The following is a 16325-nucleotide window of genomic DNA, read 5'->3' on the forward strand; positions in this document are numbered from 1 at the left end:
AAGGAGCAGCACATGACCGCCACGTTGGATCTCGTCCGCCACACCCTCATCGAGACGCTGGAGCTGCAGCACCCGCCCGAGGATCTCACAGCGGACACCCCGCTGTTCGGCGCTCTGCCCGAGCTTGACTCCTTCGGCGTCGTGGCTCTTGTCACCGCGCTCGAGGAACGCTTCCAGATCACGATCGACGACGACGAGTTCGGGGCGGATCTCTTCGAGACCGTCGGGTCGCTCACCGAATTCGTCGATGCCAAGCTCACTGCCTGACTGAGATGTACGACTCCGCAGCCCTGCCCGGCTTCATCGCCGCGGATCCCGGTGTGCTCGACGCCGCGTTCCCCGTGGATCGCCGAGTCGACCGGACCACCTGCGGACCCGTGACGCTCGCGACGTGGAGCCTGGAGGCGGGGCCGGGCGGCAACCGGACGCTCCCGCTCTCGCGGGTCGTGCGGACCGCTCACGGTCGGGTCGACGACCGCCGTCTGATGCGTGCCATGCGTGGAGACCCGCGAGATCTCGCGGTCCTGCTTCCCCCGTTCGCCGCGGTGGCGGGGGACGAGCGTGGAGTCGTGATGGTGGCGGATGCGATGGGGTTCCGCCAGCTCTTCCACTCCGATCCGACAGCCTCTGGACCGCCCGTGCTGTCCACGTCGGCGATGCTGGCCGCGCGGGTGCGCGGCGCCGGGCTCGACGAAGCTGCCTGGGGCGTTCAGTCGCTGCTGGGGTGGCAGCTCGGACAGCGCACGCTGTTCAGCGGGGTGACCAAGCTTGAACCAGGGGCCGCCGCTCGCCTCTGCGCCGACGTCGAGATCGCGGCAGCGGCGCCGGACGACGAGGCGCCGGTGACCCTCGAGGAGGCGGTGGAAAAGGCCGCCGCTGTGCTGCGAACGTCGCTGAACGTGCTTCTCGACGAGCAGCCTGACGCCGTCCTCCAGCTCACCGGCGGGATGGACTCTCGCGTACTGCTCAGCGCCATCGACGCCTCTCGCCGTCGCGGACTGCGTGCCATGACGCTCGGCCTGCCGGGTCATGGGGATGTCGACATCGCCGCGGGTCTCGCCGCGCGCTACGGGCTGCGTCACGAAGTACACGGTCTGGCCGACCTCGAGACCGTCGAGACCGGCGACGCGTGGGACGCATGCCGCGCGGCGGCGGTGGAGCTGGACGGGATGTCGGATCCGGTGGCTCTCGCCGCGCTCGGCTTCGGGGAGCGCAGCTTCGACCAGGGGGTGCGCATCTCGGGGCTCGGCGGCGAAGTCGCGCGCGGCTTCTACTATGTCGGCCGGGTGGACACCCGCGCGGTGACCGAACGCCAGGCCGCTCAGCTCGCCGCGTGGCGGATGTTCGCGAACGAGTCCGTGGAGGACGGCATGCTGGATGAGAATTTCGCCGCGTGGGCGCACGAGATCGCGATCTCGGAGGTGCTCGCCGGGCTGCGCGGCGACGATTGGTTCCGGGCCACCGACTCGCTCTACCTTCGGCAGCGCATGCAGCGGTGGGCTGGCGCTACCGACACCGCGGTCGCCTATCGGCGTGTCGTCGTCAATCCGATGCTCGACCACGGATTCATCGGGTTGGCGCAGCGGCTCGATCCCCGCGACAAGGCGAACTCCCGCTTCCTCGCGTCGCTTCAGGTGCGGTTGGATCCGGAGCTCGGCCAGATCCCGCTCGAAGGGCGCCTCGCCCCGATTGCGTACGCTCGTCCTCAGCGCAGTCAGGCCGCCGCGAAGGCGGTGCTCACGGGACGCAAGTTCGCGCACAAGGCCGTGCAGCGGCTCCGTGGCGCGAACCGTGCACCGGCCGGCGGGCGTGTCCTGAGCGAAAAGGTGGTCGAGCACTGGCGATCGCACCCACAGTTGCTGGAGTCCGCGTCGCACGCGCGATTCGTCAAGCCGGAGTGGATCGAAGGGGTGGCAGCGGGCCGGATCCACCCGCGACCGAGCTCGGTCGCCTTCCTCACCAATCTCATCGTGGCGACCTCGCCTTCGGGGTGATCGCCTCAGCGTGGGAGCAGGGTGTCGCTCGCGCGCAGGGCAGGGGGGCGTTCCGCTGGCCGCAGCAGTGCGCGCATCGAGGTCCGGGCCTCGGGGCGACCGAACACGGTGCGACGCAGCTCGATCAGCACCATCATCCCGAAGTAGATCCACGCCCGCGCCGTGCCCGTGCGCCGCCGGTAGAGCCGCACGCGATTCACCATCTTCATGGTGTGCGTGGTCGGGCTCTCTCCGGAGCCGCCGCCGACGTGCATCGCGCCCGCCCGGGGTGTGTAGACGGTTGCCCAGCCCGCATCCTTGGCGCGCAGGGCGAAGTCCGTCTCCTCCGAGTACAGGAAGTAGCTCTCGTCTAGGCCGTTCAGCGCGCCGAAGCACTCGGCGTCGACGAGCAGGATGGCGCCCACCGCCCAATCCACCTCGTGTTCCCGCTCGTACTCGGCCGGATCCTCGATGCGCTCGGCGAACACAGGGAGTCGGGTGAAGCTCAGCCCGCCCACCCGGGCCAGGGTCGGACGTCGACGGAGGGTCGGCGAGAGCGAGCCGTCCTCTTCGCGGACGCGAGGAGCCACAATGCCCACACCAGGGCTCTTCAGCGTCGACAGCATCTGAGGCACGCTGCCGGGATCGAGCGTGGCGTCAGGATTGAGGATCAGGATCGCCTGGGACGGGGGCGAGGCTGCGACCGCGCGGTTGATCCCCGCGGCATACCCGTCGTTCTGCGAACGGATGAGCGCGCAGTCGGTGCGCCCTTCGAGAAGGGCGGCCGTGCGGTCCGTGGAGCCGTTGTCGACCACGACCACCGAGTAGGCGATGGTTCCCATCGCCGCGGGGATGCTGCGCAGCAGGTCGGAGATGTGTCCCTCGCTGTTGTAGGTCACCACGACGGCGGCGACGTGCACGGCTGGCGGTTTCACCTGAGGAGCGCCTCCAACCCGGCCTTCTGGAGTTCGATGCGTCGCAGCGCGCCGGCGAGACCCAGCAGGAGGAAGAGCGTTCCCATCGTCATCGGGAAGTTGAAGGCGTCGAACATCACGAGGCACGCGAACCCGGTGACGATCGCCGCGATCATCGCGAGCGCGAGATCGCGACTTCCCTCGTCGTGCAGCGAGGCCCGCAGGCGGAGCAGGGCACCCGCAGCGACGAGACCCAGCGCGAGGAAAGCGGTCGTGCCCGCGAGGCCGATCGTCACGAGCAGCAGGAGGTACTGGTTGTCGAAGATCCGGTACTTGGGCAGGAAGGTTCCCAGGCCCCGGCCGAACAGCGGATTGTTCTCCACGAACTCGAAGGCGAGATCGAAGCTGTTCGTCCGGGATGTGATGCTCGGGTCGTTCGACAGCCCGGTGAAGAGCCCGAGGATCGAGCGGAACAGGTTCGGCGTGACGACGGCCATCGCCAACAGCCCGACCAGGCCGAGCCCGATGATCCGGAGGCGCCGCTCCCGGTGCCACCCGATCAGGCAGATCGCCACTCCGATCGCGGCACCGAGGTAGGCGGATCGCGACGACGTGAGCGGGATCACCGCAGCGAGAGCGAGGGCGGGAAGCCAACGCACGATCAGCCGGCGATGTGTGTGGTAGAAACCGACGTGCAGTGCGAGCGGCAGCAGCATGGTGATGACGGCGCCGTATTCGATGGGGTGCGTGGCGGTGCCGGAGGGCCGGGGGAACGCATCTCGCCCGAAAGAGAGCGCGTCGCGCGACGCCGTGAGCCCGGGGATGGCGATCAGGTCGATCCAGAGGCGCCTTGTCAGCACCTGGAAGATTCCCAGCAGGCCGATGATGCCCCCGCAGACGGTGAAGCGCCAGATGAGCTCGTCGAGGCGTCGGCGGTCGAAGATCGTGTCGTGCGCCAGCAGCAGCGTGCCCGACCATGATCCGACCGCGAGAAGCGCGACATCGCCGGGGCTCAGCTCGTCGGGGCTCATCGGTCGCGACATCGCGAGCAGGTAACTGACCCCGACTGTGAGGACGAAGATCCCCAGCGCCACACGGATCGGCTGCAGGTCGAAGCGTGCCGCACGCGCTGCGCCCACCCGGAAGAAGATCCACAGTACGAGGCTCCCCAACCCGAAGATCATCGACGGGGCGCCGGCGCTGGCGAGCGGGGCGAACACCAGGCGCGACGGTATGAAGAGAAGGAGCGCGATGTAGACCGTGAGCCACGCGACCGCGTCCGTGATCGGGGGGCCGATCACTCGAGGGAGAACGCCGGTGCGGGTGCTCACGGAACGCTGCGGCGCACGCGAGCTGACACGGGGGCGAGGTGGTCCCCCTCCACAACGGTCGTCGGCTGCGTGCTCGTGTCCAGGATGCTTGCGACGTGCTCTTCGACGACGGTGTGCCTTCGGGCCCTCCGGCGCAGCATGAGCCCGTCAAGCGTGAAGGCGAGGGCGCCCGTCGCCACGAGTCCGACGGCTGCAGCTGCAAGCACGATGCGGATCGTGGCGCTGTCATCCTGCTCGGCCTCCGTGTCGGCGGTGAACGGGATCGAGCTCACCGTCGCGGTAGCGGGGACGTCGACCTCGCTCTGCATGCGCTGAAGCTGGATCGGGATGTCGTCCATGAGGAAGTGGAGCGTCTCGAGCGCTCCCTCGGGCGACGAATCCGTGACATCGACGGCGATGACCGGTCCCCGCGTGGATTCCTCGATCGCCACGGTGTACTCGGCGTCCGGCGCGCGATCCTCGACCGCGGCCTGTGCCGGGGCGCTCTGGAAGTAAGCGACGATCAGCCGCGCAGGCAGGTCGAGATCCGACAGCGCCAGGAACGGGTTGCCGCCGGGCGGCACGGCGTTCTCGGGGGGCAGCAACAAGACGAGGCCACGAGTGTTGTACACGGGCGGCGTCAGCTGAAAGGCGCCGAAGGCGAGGGCGGTCGTGGCCAGGATCCCCGCGACGAGCACGTACCACCTGCGTCCGAGCGAGCGAATCACATCGAGTAGCACGGCGCTGTCCTCTCGGTGCCGGCTCCCCTAGCCGACGGACGGTAGTCTAGTCGCGGGTGGACAGATGACACTGTGGGATTTGGTCACCGCCACCGTGCGCCGCTGGCCGATCCTTCTCGCGGGCGCGGTGCTGACCGCTGTGATCGCATATGCCGCCGTCAGCGACGACGGCGTCTACTACACGCGCACAGAGCTCGTCCTCCTCGCTCCGTCGAGCACCGACTACCCCAACACACTGAAGACGAAATCCGGCAGCCTCGTGGTCACGGCGGGTCTCCTCGCGAAGCGCATGATGGGGCCCGGCGAGCCCGCGAAGTACGCGTCTCCTGACGTCACGCTGATCGGTGAAGGCATCCGCGAGGGGTGGTCGCTGCGCCTCCCCGACACCGGGGGGCAGTGGGCGTCCAACTTCGGCGAGCAGGTGCTGTTCCTGGAGATCGTCGCACCGGATCGGGAGACTGTCGCGCAGCAGCAGGAGACACTCATCCGTCGCGCGCAGGCGGAGCTCGACGCCATGCAGCGCGAGTTCGGCGTGGAGCCCGTCAACGACATCACCGTCCGGCCGGCGCCGCAGACCGCGGCGATCTTCCACGTTGCGGGGAGCCGGCCCCGGGTGCTCGGCATGTCTGCGGTGATCGGGGTGACCTGCACTCTTGCGGTGATCGTCCTGCTCGAGTACCGGCAACGCCGACGAGATCTGCCCTACCCCGCTCGGCTGGCCGGCGATGCCGTCTGACGAGGGCGGGCGCGGCGATGCTTTCCGTCCCGAGGTCCGCCCGATCGAGGCAGGGGATCGTGTCGCGGTCGCCGCGTATCTGCATCGCGCGCTCAATCCGCGCGTGCCGATCGGCGCCTGGGGAGCGCTCATCGCGCCCCCCTGGGGGCGATGCGGGCCGAACAGCGGGTTCGTGCTCCTGCACGGGGGCGAGGTCGTCGGCGCGTACGTCGCGGTCTACTCCGAGCGTTCCATGGGCGGCACGATCGTTCCGGTGTGCAACCTTGCCGCGTTCTGTGTCGACGAGGGCTTCCGGGCGCACGGCCTGCGTCTCGTTCGGTCGCTGATCTCTCAGAAAGGGTTCGACTTCACGGATCTGTCCCCGAGCGGCAACGTCGTCGCGATGAACGAGCGCCTCGGCTTCCGGCGCGTCGAAGGGCCGACACGGCTGTCGATGAACCCGTGGGCGGTGCGTTCTCGCGGTCTGGTCGTCACCGACGACCCGGCACAGCTCGAGCGGGTGCTCCGCGGCGACGACAGCAGAGTGTACACAGATCACGTGGCGGCGACCGCCGCGCATCACCTCCTCGTGCGACGGGGGGACGATTACGCGTACCTCGTCTACCGCAGGGACCGCCGTAAGCGGCTTCCCGTCTTCGCCACCCCGCTCTATCGCGGCGGCTCGGTCGACCTGCTGCGCCAGGCATGGCCTGCCGTCGGGGCGGCCCTGCTGCGCCGTGGTCACCTCGCTACCCTCGCGGAGGAGCGGATCCTCGGGTTCACGCCACCCGGGCTCGGCCGCTCTCTGCACAGCCCGCGCCCCCGGATGGTACGTGGCGATCGACTCCCGAACGACGCGATCGATTACCTGTACAGCGAACTGGCACTGCTGAAGTGGTGAGATCCGAAGGCCGGATCCCACCACTTCAACGGTGCCGCCCCCGTGGTCAGTTCGCTGGAGCCACGCGGGTGCCGTCGTCGTAGAGATTGTTGGTCCAGACGTTGCCGGGTGCCTGGGAGTCGAAGGACGTGATCGCCCCCCAGTATCCGCATCGGCCGGACTTCCCCTTCTGGTAGACGTTGTTGGTGTACTTGATGTTGTTCGTTCCCACGGAGTGGGGCTTGTTCGGGGTGGAGCCGCCGTAAGAGCAGTAACCGCCCGAGCCCGCGATGATCAGGTTTCCGTCGACCGTCACGTTCTCGACGATGTCGAAGTCGCCATAGCCCGTGATGGCAGCCGAGCATCCGGCGTCGGGTGCGATGTCGGGCGCGTCACATGCGATCGTGTTCCCGATGAGCGTGCTGCTCGTGTTGACGCGGATGCCGGACTCATGGTTCTTGCCCGAGTAATCGGTGAACTGCCCGTGGACGTACGAGTCCTTCACCGTGCAGAACGCGTAGCAGTTGATGGAGCGCGCGCCGCCGGTGACCTCCACGCGGGTCGCGGTGAACCACGCGTCGCCGATCCCGGTCCACGGTCCGTCGGCGGCGTGGACCTCGCTGTCGGTGATGGTGAAGGAGCCGACGCGATCGGTGTAGTCCGCATAGACGTTTCCGTCGATGAACGAGTTCTTGATCACGACATCTTTCGCCAGGATCCGAAGGTCGCAGTCGACACGCTTCGAGTCGATGACGTACCCGGCGGTCTGGATCGTGCAGGGGCCGGTGTACGGGGTCAGCGTGGTGCCGGACGGGACTCCTGTCGTGTCGGAGTTGGGGAACGTCCGGCCGTTCGCGACGAAGCCTCCGGCGTCGGAAGCCGGCGGCGTGGGTGTGACCGTCGGCGTCGGCGTGGGCGTGGCCGTCGGAGTCGGGGCCGGCGTGGTGGGTTTGGGCGTAACGGTCGGCGTCGGCGTCGGCGTCGCGCTGGGTGCGGGCATCGCGGTCTGAGTGGGCGAAGGCGCCGGGGTCGTCGGCGCGGGAGTCGCCACCGGTGCACTCGAGGGCTTGTAGACGATGTCGACCAGGTAGTTCGATCCTGCGTAAGAGGACGTGGGCACCGAACTCGTCGAGCCGTAGCGGTAGACCCCTGCTCCCGCGCTGAGGCTGAAGCCGTTCTGAGTGCGGCTCCCGGTGAGCGCGCCCTCGGTGACCGGGTAGCCGCCCCGGGGTGCATGGTACGACGCGACATAGGATGATCCTGCCGTCAGCGAGACGGGCGAATCGAGCGGAATCGTCCGCCATCCAGCCGTGCGCGACGTCGCGAACGAGACCTGAGCGAGGACCCTTCCCGACGCCGTCCAGAGGGTGGCCTTCTTCACTCCGGTCGCGCCGGCACCTTGGTAGTACTGCAACGCCGTCACCTGACCCGACTTCTCCGGGCGGAAGCGGATTCCCAGCTCGACCGCGCTGCGGTCGGAGTCGGCGGCGACGGCCGGTCTCAGATCATCGGCGAAGATGCCGGTCGTTGTGGGCGCCGCGATGGCCGGCGCGACGGCGAGACCAGCGACCGCGAGGACGGCGACGATGCCGGCGGAGAGGGCGAGGTTGGCGCGGCGGATGCGGGTGCGGAGACGTAGGCGAGCGCGAAGTGCTTTTCGTGACATGAAGATTCCGATGAGGGGGAGAACGGGGCTCCGCCGGATGCGTAAGAGGCGGGGCCGGGGTATTCGAAGTATCGCCGACACTCCGCGTGTTCCATACCCCATGAGAGAACACTCATGTACACTCCACCCACTCGCAGCGTCCATGGCACCACCGCGGGGTCATGGTCGTCGCCTGCAGGTGGGAGGAGGCCATGTCCGATCCAGCCGTATCGAGTAAAGGCTGGGTGACCGGCGGATTGGCGCTGTATTCCCTGGCTTTGTTGGCGGTGCTGCTGCTTCCCGTGTCGTACTCCGGCATCGTCAACGCGATCGGTGACTGGCTCCGATACGACGTCGGGATCGCCTGGTTCGGCTCGGGCTGGATCGAGTTCGGTGCGAACATTCTCATGTTCGTCCCCCTGGGATTCCTCTTTACCCTGTTCTTCCGCCGTCCTTGGTTCGGAGTGGTGGTCGCCCTCGTGCTGTCGGCGGCCGCTGAGGTCGCGCAGATCGTCATCCCGACGCGCCAGCCCACGGCCCGCGACATCGTGGCCAACACCCTCGGGGCCGCTCTGGGCGCCGCGCTCGCGTGGCTGATCGTCCTTCGGCGAAGGCGTACTGCGGCAGAGCCGCCGGGCGTTACGGACGCACCACCGACGGGGACCACGCGTGCTCCATGAAGATCTCCGGCTGCGCCGTCCCGTCGGCTGCGAGCATCCACACGTCGTAGTCGCCCTCCTGTCCGGCACGCGGCATCCCGTACAGGATGGTGTCGTCGTCGAGCCACTCGATCTGATCGTCGACGTTGCGTGACTCGGGAAGCACCACGATCTCAGCCGTGCCGAGATCCATGACGGCGGGCGTCCAGTGCGTGATCGGGCCCGTTCCACCGGTCTTCGATTTGAAGGCGATGCGGCTCCCGTCGGGGGAGAGCGAGGGACACTCCACGTCCTCGGCGACCGTCGAGAGGGTGAGCGACGCGATGTCTCCTTTCACGAGATAAGTCCCGCCGGTCGTCGTGAGGCCGGCCGTGGCGTAGAAGGAACCATCGTCGATGAAGGTGACGCCCCAGAAGTTACGGTCGGCGGACGCGCTCTGCGCACCGTCGACGACGAACGTCCAGTTCTCCAGGTTGCCGAAGCTCTCGCCGTCGTCGGCATTGATGACCGTCGCGGTGGAGAATCCGATCGCCGCGTACGAATGCCCTGTCACGAACGACGTCGTGGCGATCCGCGTCCCATCGTCAGAGAGACGGGTCCGGCTCGGGATGCCAGGGAGTGGCCATGTCTGGAGGGCCACGCCGTCATTCGCATACAGCGTCGCGCTGTAGGTGGGAACGATGCTGCGCTCTGTTCGCAGGCAGGAGAACTCGTCGGAGGTCGCATCGACCCGGTCGCACGCGACCTCCGTCACCGCGCGTGCCCCCGCCGGATCGTCGAGGGGTACGCTCGCGACGCGCCCGTACCCCTCACCGGGAGAAGTGTTGCGGAAGACCACGCGGGCCCCCACCGCCCAATCGTCGGCGGAGATGATCGCCGCGGCGCTGGCCGTGCTCTGGCGCGCCTGGTATTGCTGCCAGGCGACCAGGCCGACCAGCGCAGTTGCGGCGAGCGCGACGACCGAAACCCCGATCACGATGAGCCACTTGACGCGATCTGTCACGAGCCGCTCCCCTCCTCGTCGTCGTCAGGGTGGGCGGCCTCATCAAGTGGCCGTGCGATCGACAGACAAGGCCACAGGATGGCGGTGGCGAGGGGAATCGCCACGACAAGCAACCCGGCGACGATGAACATCGACGTCTCGGGTCCGACGGCGTGCCAGAGCAGGCCGAACCCGGCGGCCGCTGCGAAGCGAGTGAGGGCGACGACGGTCTGTGCGGCCGCGATGCCTGTGCCCCGGGTCTCGCGACTCGTGAGCTGGCTCGCGAGGGCGGCCAGAACCCCGTCCGTCGACGCGTAGAACGCTCCCAGCAGAATGAGACACGCGACGGTCGCCGCGACGTCCGCGACGGGCATGGCCGCGACGAGGTACACGGCGAGAAGCGATACGTGACCGAACACGTAGACCCGCGCGCGGCCGATGCGATCCGACAGGCGGCCGAGCGGGATCGCCAGGGCGAGGAATGCGACGTTCGTTCCGACATACATCAGCGGGAACCACAGCGCCGCGAAATCGCTCCGCGCCTGGAGGACGAGGTAGACGAACCCGTCGCCGACCGTGAGAAGCCCGAGAATCCCGGCAGCGGCGAGGACGCGCCGCATCGGACCGGCCGTGACAGTGGCCCAATCGAAGCGTCGCTTCGGCTGGGCGGAGTCCGCCGCGCCCGTCGGGCCGGTACTCGCCTGCGTCCACCTATGCAGGTTCGGGACCAGGACGCCGAGCACCACAACGCCGATGACCGCGAACGCCAGTGACGCGACGAACACCGTGTGGAAGCCGTCGGGGATGAGCAACAGGATGAAGAAGGCCAGCAGGGGGCCGACCGCAGCGCCGAGGTTGTCCAGCGTGCGGTGCACCCCGAACGATCTCCCGAGGATTTCGGGAGCAGACGCCGCGCAGATCAGCGCGTCGCGCGGCGCGGTGCGGATGCCCTTGCCGATGCGGTCGGCGGTGATGACGGCGGTGAGCGTGGCGGCTCCCGAAGCGAACAGAAGCCCGGCACGCGCGACCGCGGCGAGCGCGTAGCCGGTGAAAGCCACCCATTTCGGCTGGTCGTACCGATCCGACATGAACCCGCCGCCGATGCGGACCAGTGCGCTCACGCCCTGATTCAGGCCGTCGAGGAAGCCGAAGACGATCGTCGAGAGACCGAGGACGCCGGTGATGTACAGGGGCAGGATGGCGGCGACCGACTCTGACGAGACATCGGTGAGGAGGGACACGATGCCGAGGCTGATGACCGTCGATGAGACGGTGCGGGCACCGCGTCCCCTCGTCGCGGGATGGGGCGAGCCGTCTCTGTGCTCGGGTGTGTTCGACAGCGAGATGTACAACGGCGACTCAGTTCGTCCGCAGCACGCCGTAGATCATGTAGACGGTGCCCGTGCCGGATGCGGGTGCGAAGGCGAGCGACATGGAGGAGTGCGCGTTGGAGAACCCGACATCGCCTTCGGGCGCTCCTGCGGATTCCGTGAGCCCGAGTTGCGACCACAACCCTCGGTAGTGCGCGCGCACGTCGTCGGCAGGGCTGTCGGTGCGCGCCACGAGCGTGACCTGCATGGTGCTGCCCTCGGTGGCGATGGAACTCTCGAGGACGTCGGACGCGGGCGCCGGACCCATGACGGCGTCGGGGAAGCCGTCGATGAGAGCGCCGGACTCGGATCCGGAGTCGGGCAGTGGCCCGGCGACCAGAGGCGTCGGGGTGGGCAGTGGAGGCAGTCCGTTCTCCGGCGGGGCGGATGGGTCGGGCTCCGGGACCTCTGTTCCCGTCGTCGGGGTCGCTCCGGGCTCGGGCCCGTGGGTGACGCTCGCGTATGGCTCAACGCCGCCTGTGGCTCCAGGAGTAGCCGCAGCATCCGTGTCGATCGGAGCCTGTCCTCCGCTTGCGGCCATCATCCAGATCGCTCCCGCGAGCCCCAGTGCCAGCACCGCGCCCGTGACCCCCAGCGTCCGCCGCATGCCCGGTGTCAGACGCGCGCCCCCGCCCCCGGTCACCGCCGTGCCTTCGGCCAGGTCGTTCGACTCCACCCGCTCGTTCATGTCCATCGCGTCCCCCCAGACAGCGAGCGCGCATCCCGCCGACGGGATGGTGCTTTCCCCTGACACCTTCGATCGCGCACGGCTACCGGATCCGTTTGACGCCGCTGGCGATGACGTTGCGTGCTTCCGTGAGCCTCGGACCCCGCCGCACCATGCGCATCACTGAGCCCGCCGTGTCCTCTGAGTTGACGCTGTAGCGTGCCTGCAGCCAGGACGTGGGCCGGGACGGGTACCGGTCGCTCGTGTAAACCGTTCGATAGCCGGTGCCTCTCAGCCACCCGAGGGCGCCGCGGTCGTACCGGCCCAGAGGCAGCGCCGCCTCGCTGATCCGCTCGCCGCTCGCCTCCTCGAGAGCGAGCCGGGCGTCGACGAACTCCCGCATCGCGTCCGGCCCCGTCAGACCTCGCCAGGGGACGTGCGACCAGCCGTGGCTCCCGATCTTCATCCCCGCGGCGCGGAGGTCGTGAAGGTCAGCCGCGCTGAGGCTGGCCCGGTCGCACAGCCTGCCGGCGAGCGGGAAGAACGTAGCGGTGAGCCGCCGCTCGCGCAGCGCCGGCACGGCGATGTCGGCATCCGAGCGATTGCCGTCGTCGAAGCTCAGCCTGACGACTCCCGACGCCGCGGTCGCCACCGCGTCCATCAAAGTCAGGAAGACGTACTCGCTCACCCAATAGCGTGCCTCGCCGGGTTCGCGTTCCTTCTCGCACCGCCCGATGCCGTGGAAGCAGAGGTGGATGTTCATGTGCTTCCCCACTGCGCGAGGGAAGGAGCCGTGCGGGTGCTGTCATCCCTGCCCCAGCCGGCTGTCGGCGCAGGTGTGCGGCGCGCGAGCAATGAGGCGGTCAGGGTGATCACCACATAGGGAACGGCTGCGAAGACCAATCGCGGATCCTCGCGCACGACGCGCGCCCAGGCTCTCCGGTCCGACGGCGGTACGGAATGCCGTACATCCCCGCGGGCGGCTGCCGCGCGCATCTCCGTGTTGCCGCGGCGGACTCGCACGAGGCGCGTGATCAGGCTGCGCGTCGAACGGGGTGCGGCGACCCTGATCTCGATGTCGTCGAGCGGTCGCTTCTCGTGGGCGTCGAACAGCGAGTCGGCGAAAAGGTCGTCCGCGGTCATCGCGGGGAACTCGGCGAAGCGCTCGCGACCCTCCGCGGAGACCGCGAACATCCCGCGTCCGAAGAGCCCGTTGCGGAAGATCGGCAGGCGCTCGTTGATCGCGTAGTACGCACGCACCGGCATCGCGCAGCCGTCGGTGTCGATGCGGCGGTGAGGCGCGGCAGCCAGTGGTGCGTCTGCGCCTGCGAACATTCGATCCACTGCGTCGATCGCACCGGCGGGCACGACGATGTCGGCGTCGAGATAGACCCTCGGGAACGTGTCGGCCACGGCGTCCGCGGCGTTGAGGGCGGCCGGCTTCCCCGGTTCGACTCGACTGATCACGGTCACCCCGCGGGCTTGCGCCACTCTCGCGGTAGCGTCGGTGCAGCCGTTTGCGCTCACGAAGATGTGCGGAGGATCGACGCCTTGCTGTACGAGCGCGTCGATGCATCTGCCGACGACGCTCTCCTCGTTGTGCGCTGCAATGACCACGCTGACCATGCCTCCGCCTCCCTTCCGCGCTATGTCCATGCCTGGATCCATCGCTTGATGACGACCCTCACGTTCGACCGGTCGATGTCCCGCTGCCGGGACTTGGGGATGCCGCCGATGAGAGCCGCCGCGACCGAGAACGTCGAGTGCCGGGAGTGGACGAGCCAGTCGCACGACGCGAGCGCGTACATGTCGATGAGGGCGTTCTCAGCCTCGAGCAGCCGGTCCTGCATCTCGACGCGGTCGTGCAGGGGGCTATCATCGTCGCCGAGAGCCTTCTCGATCACGAAGACCCGGCTGTACCGATCCAGGAACCGGCTCTGCACGTTCTCGTTGTCGGTGGCGAGGAAGATCGGGGCGTCCGGCATCTTGTCGCGCAGCGCATCGACCTCGCGGTAGATCCTGTCGAGCGAGACCTTGCGATCCGTGTAGCGGACGTGCACACCGATGACGGGCCCACCCCGGCCGGCCATGAGCTCCCCCGCCGCCGTGCGGATCCGGGCGCTCGGCCGGAAGTACCGCCGGAGGGCCCACCGGGTGAGATCGTCGGAGCTCATGTCGCGGAACCGCGCCGACCGGCGTGCGTGGCGACGCAGTCGGGCCATCTTCGGCAGGTACGACCAGAACACCGCCACCGCCGGCTCCACGTTCGGGTGGGCGAGGTCGATGGACAATCTGCGGTAGATGAAGGGGTTGCTGTGATCGTCAGGGAAGCGCTCGTTCATCAGGTCATACGGGTGTCGGCCCAGCTCCCCGCTCCAGATGGCGGGCGCGACATCCGTCCGCCCGTCGAACTCCTCCGGAGGGTGAGCGGCCGGACTCTCGAATAGGAGAGGGTACGCGTTCTCGCCGACCGCCAGGTAGTCACCGTCGCGCCAGTCGATGACCGCCTCGCGCTGCGTGAGCGATGCAAGGACGACCCCGGTCGCGGCCGAGAGGATCCGATTGCCGAAACCGCCCTTGGCCTTGATGAGGAGGACCCGAGCGTTCTCCGTCATCGCGCGGCCCCAGGGACCCGCGGCCACACCCAGTTGGGGGAGTGGGAAACCGCCGCGCGGGTGATCGCCAGTGTGCACCTGGCGGCTCGCGTCGGCGTGTGACCGCGGATCCGGTATTTGGCGGCCGGCGACGCCGTTGTCGCCGGCCTGGTCTGCGACAGGGACATCAGTACGCCCCCCTGGGAGCGACCATCACTCGGGCTGTGCGCCACATGATCATGAGGTCGGTGGCGATCGACCAGTTCTCGACGTACCGCAGGTCCAGTCGCACGCTTTCTTCCCACGAGAGGTCGCTGCGACCGCTGATCTGCCAGAGCCCGGTGATGCCCGGCTTGATGTACAGCCGCCGGTAGACGGTGCCGTCGTATCTCGTCACCTCGGCAGGCAATGGCGGCCGCGGCCCGACGATGCTCATGTCTCCCCACAGCACGTTCAGGAACTGCGGGAGCTCGTCGATCGAGAACTTCCGCAGCACGGCTCCCACGCGGGTCACCCGCGGGTCTCGCTTCACCTTGAAGAGCGGGCCGGCAGCCTCGTTGTGGGCACGGAGCTCATCGCGCCTGCTCTCGGCATCGACGCCCATCGTGCGGAACTTCACCATCCAGAACTGGCGGCCGTCACGGCCGACGCGAAGCTGGTGGAACAGCACCGGCCCCGGAGAGTCGAGCTTGATCGCGATCGCGATGACCGGAGTCACGAGCAGGATGGGCACGAGCGCGAGCAGCGATAAGACGACGTCCATGCCGCGCTTGATCGCGTGGATGCCGCCTTCGAACTCCGGGATCTTCACCTGCACGAGGGGCAGGCCGTCCAACGGGCGCAGGGAGAGCCGCGGCCCGGCGACGTCGGTCAGCCGGTTGCAGAGCACGAGCTCGGCCGCCGTGCCTTCCAGCTCCCAGCCGAGCCGGCGGACGAAGTCGCTGTCGTCCTCGGGTGTGCTCGCGACGACGATCGCGTCGGCGCCGGAGGTGCGCCCGTACGCCGCGGTCGCGCGGATCGATCCGATCACGGGGAAGCGCCGGCCCTCGATGTCGATGGGGTCCCGCAGCGTCTCGGTCGTCGTCGCGCCGATGACGTGGTACGCGTGATGCGGGTCGTTCACGAGCTTCCCGATGACGTACTCGACCTCGTCCCGGGTGCCCGCGACGATCACGCGCGAGACGCATTCACCGCGGGCGCGCTCGTGGATGAGCCACTTGCGCCACATCCAGCGGCTGAACACGAGGGCGACCAGGCCGAACGGCAGGGCGACGAGGAGCTGCGCCCGCAGCCCGGGCAGCTGGGCAAGGATGAAGACGGCCGACAGGATGCCGAACGCGAGGCCGGTCGCGTGTCCGATGCGCTTGTACTCCGCCGAGCCGGCACCGAGCACCGCCGGCTCTCGCGTACGCGCGAGCCACAGCAGGATCAGCCAGGCGCCGATGACCAACGCTCCGATGCGCGCCGGCCCCACGAAATCCGCGAGGTCCGCGTGAGGCCCGGTCTCGACCGCTGTGGCCGCGGCGACGGCGATCGAGACGCTGACGGTGTCGGTGAGGTCCAGCCGCCGCCGGAAGCGGCGCTCCCAGAGGTGTCGGCGCTCGAGCGACGGCTGGACCCTGGGGGCTACAGCAGCGGGAAGGGTATCGAACAGCGGGCGCGGAAGGATCGGGCGTCGGCGGAGCGTTCGGGTCACTCCGCCGGCGCCCGCGGGCGCCGCGTCGATCGCGGTCGGACTTAGACCGCGATCCACCGCGCGCACGATGACGCGTCCTCAGCAGACATCAACTTCCCACTGGTCGGCACGACGTCGTCGTCGGGCTCCGTTGTCGAGCTGACCATCCCCAGTGCGCGACCCGGCCGGGTTGTCGGGTCG

General features: G+C 68.6%; 16 protein-coding genes. 5 read left to right on the forward strand and 11 right to left on the reverse strand.

The window, feature by feature from the left end; translation table 11 throughout:
* Positions 1-12: 12 nt before the first annotated feature.
* Both ACEYYH_RS01815 and ACEYYH_RS01820 read left to right on the forward strand, forming a co-directional pair.
* Positions 13-267: an acyl carrier protein gene (locus ACEYYH_RS01815; protein WP_374976591.1), complete on the forward strand. Its 255-nt coding sequence runs from the start codon at positions 13-15 to the stop codon at positions 265-267.
* Positions 268-272: 5 nt separating this feature from the next.
* A complete protein-coding gene (locus ACEYYH_RS01820) occupies positions 273-1994 on the forward strand; it encodes a hypothetical protein (protein ID WP_374976592.1) in 1722 nt (573 codons plus the stop codon).
* Between the two features lie 5 nt (positions 1995-1999).
* On the opposite strand, the gene ACEYYH_RS01825 is transcribed toward ACEYYH_RS01820, so the two are convergent.
* From ACEYYH_RS01825 to ACEYYH_RS01835, 3 genes are read right to left on the reverse strand one after another with little or no spacing between them, the layout of a single operon-like run.
* Entirely contained in the window at positions 2000-2908 is a 909-nt protein-coding gene (locus ACEYYH_RS01825; RefSeq protein WP_374976593.1) for a glycosyltransferase, read from the reverse strand.
* On the reverse strand, positions 2905-4218 hold the full coding sequence (locus ACEYYH_RS01830; protein WP_374976594.1) for an O-antigen ligase family protein: 1314 nt from the start codon (positions 4216-4218) through the stop codon (positions 2905-2907). Before ACEYYH_RS01830 ends, ACEYYH_RS01825 begins: the two co-directional genes overlap by 4 nt.
* Positions 4215-4937, reverse strand: coding sequence for a hypothetical protein (locus ACEYYH_RS01835; protein WP_374976595.1), 723 nt, complete (start codon positions 4935-4937; stop codon positions 4215-4217). Before ACEYYH_RS01835 ends, ACEYYH_RS01830 begins: the two co-directional genes overlap by 4 nt.
* A gap of 64 nt (positions 4938-5001) precedes the next feature.
* Here ACEYYH_RS01835 and ACEYYH_RS01840 point away from each other — a divergent pair, with 64 nt between their 5' ends.
* On the forward strand, positions 5002-5673 hold the full coding sequence (locus tag ACEYYH_RS01840) for a hypothetical protein (protein WP_374976596.1): 672 nt from the start codon (positions 5002-5004) through the stop codon (positions 5671-5673).
* Complete coding sequence (locus ACEYYH_RS01845) at positions 5663-6553, forward strand: hypothetical protein (protein ID WP_374976597.1); 891 nt, start codon at positions 5663-5665, stop codon at positions 6551-6553. Before ACEYYH_RS01840 ends, ACEYYH_RS01845 begins: the two co-directional genes overlap by 11 nt.
* A gap of 46 nt (positions 6554-6599) precedes the next feature.
* Here ACEYYH_RS01845 and ACEYYH_RS01850 read toward each other — a convergent pair whose 3' ends face one another.
* The gene (locus ACEYYH_RS01850) at positions 6600-8198 is read right to left on the reverse strand and encodes a DUF4082 domain-containing protein (RefSeq protein ID WP_374976598.1); all 1599 of its coding nucleotides are present in this window, start codon (positions 8196-8198) and stop codon (positions 6600-6602) included.
* 191 nt (positions 8199-8389) lie between these two features.
* On the opposite strand from ACEYYH_RS01850, the gene ACEYYH_RS01855 reads away from it, so the two are divergent.
* A complete protein-coding gene (locus tag ACEYYH_RS01855; RefSeq protein ID WP_374976599.1) occupies positions 8390-8857 on the forward strand; it encodes a VanZ family protein in 468 nt (155 codons plus the stop codon).
* Here the strand turns inward: ACEYYH_RS01855 and ACEYYH_RS01860 are convergent.
* From ACEYYH_RS01860 to ACEYYH_RS01890, 7 genes are all read right to left on the reverse strand, one after another.
* On the reverse strand, positions 8817-9839 hold the full coding sequence (locus ACEYYH_RS01860; protein WP_374976600.1) for a TolB family protein: 1023 nt from the start codon (positions 9837-9839) through the stop codon (positions 8817-8819). The genes ACEYYH_RS01855 and ACEYYH_RS01860 overlap by 41 nt on opposite strands.
* On the reverse strand, positions 9836-11170 hold the full coding sequence (locus tag ACEYYH_RS01865) for an MFS transporter (RefSeq protein ID WP_374976601.1): 1335 nt from the start codon (positions 11168-11170) through the stop codon (positions 9836-9838). Before ACEYYH_RS01865 ends, ACEYYH_RS01860 begins: the two co-directional genes overlap by 4 nt.
* 7 nt (positions 11171-11177) lie before the next feature.
* On the reverse strand, positions 11178-11876 hold the full coding sequence (locus tag ACEYYH_RS01870) for a hypothetical protein (RefSeq protein WP_374976602.1): 699 nt from the start codon (positions 11874-11876) through the stop codon (positions 11178-11180).
* A gap of 82 nt (positions 11877-11958) precedes the next feature.
* Entirely contained in the window at positions 11959-12618 is a 660-nt protein-coding gene (locus ACEYYH_RS01875) for a polysaccharide deacetylase family protein (RefSeq protein ID WP_374976603.1), read from the reverse strand.
* Positions 12615-13523, reverse strand: a complete 909-nt coding sequence (locus ACEYYH_RS01880) for a glycosyltransferase (RefSeq protein WP_374978291.1) — start codon at positions 13521-13523, stop codon at positions 12615-12617. Before ACEYYH_RS01880 ends, ACEYYH_RS01875 begins: the two co-directional genes overlap by 4 nt.
* Positions 13502-14470, reverse strand: coding sequence for a nodulation protein NodZ (locus ACEYYH_RS01885; protein WP_374976604.1), 969 nt, complete (start codon positions 14468-14470; stop codon positions 13502-13504). The genes ACEYYH_RS01880 and ACEYYH_RS01885 overlap by 22 nt, the downstream gene beginning before the upstream one ends.
* A 166-nt stretch (positions 14471-14636) precedes the next feature.
* Positions 14637-16145, reverse strand: coding sequence for a sugar transferase (locus ACEYYH_RS01890; protein WP_374976605.1), 1509 nt, complete (start codon positions 16143-16145; stop codon positions 14637-14639).
* Between the last annotated feature and the right edge of the window lie 180 nt (positions 16146-16325).

Source organism: Microbacterium trichothecenolyticum, from assembly GCF_041938625.1.
GTDB lineage: Bacteria > Actinomycetota > Actinomycetes > Actinomycetales > Microbacteriaceae > Microbacterium > Microbacterium trichothecenolyticum_D.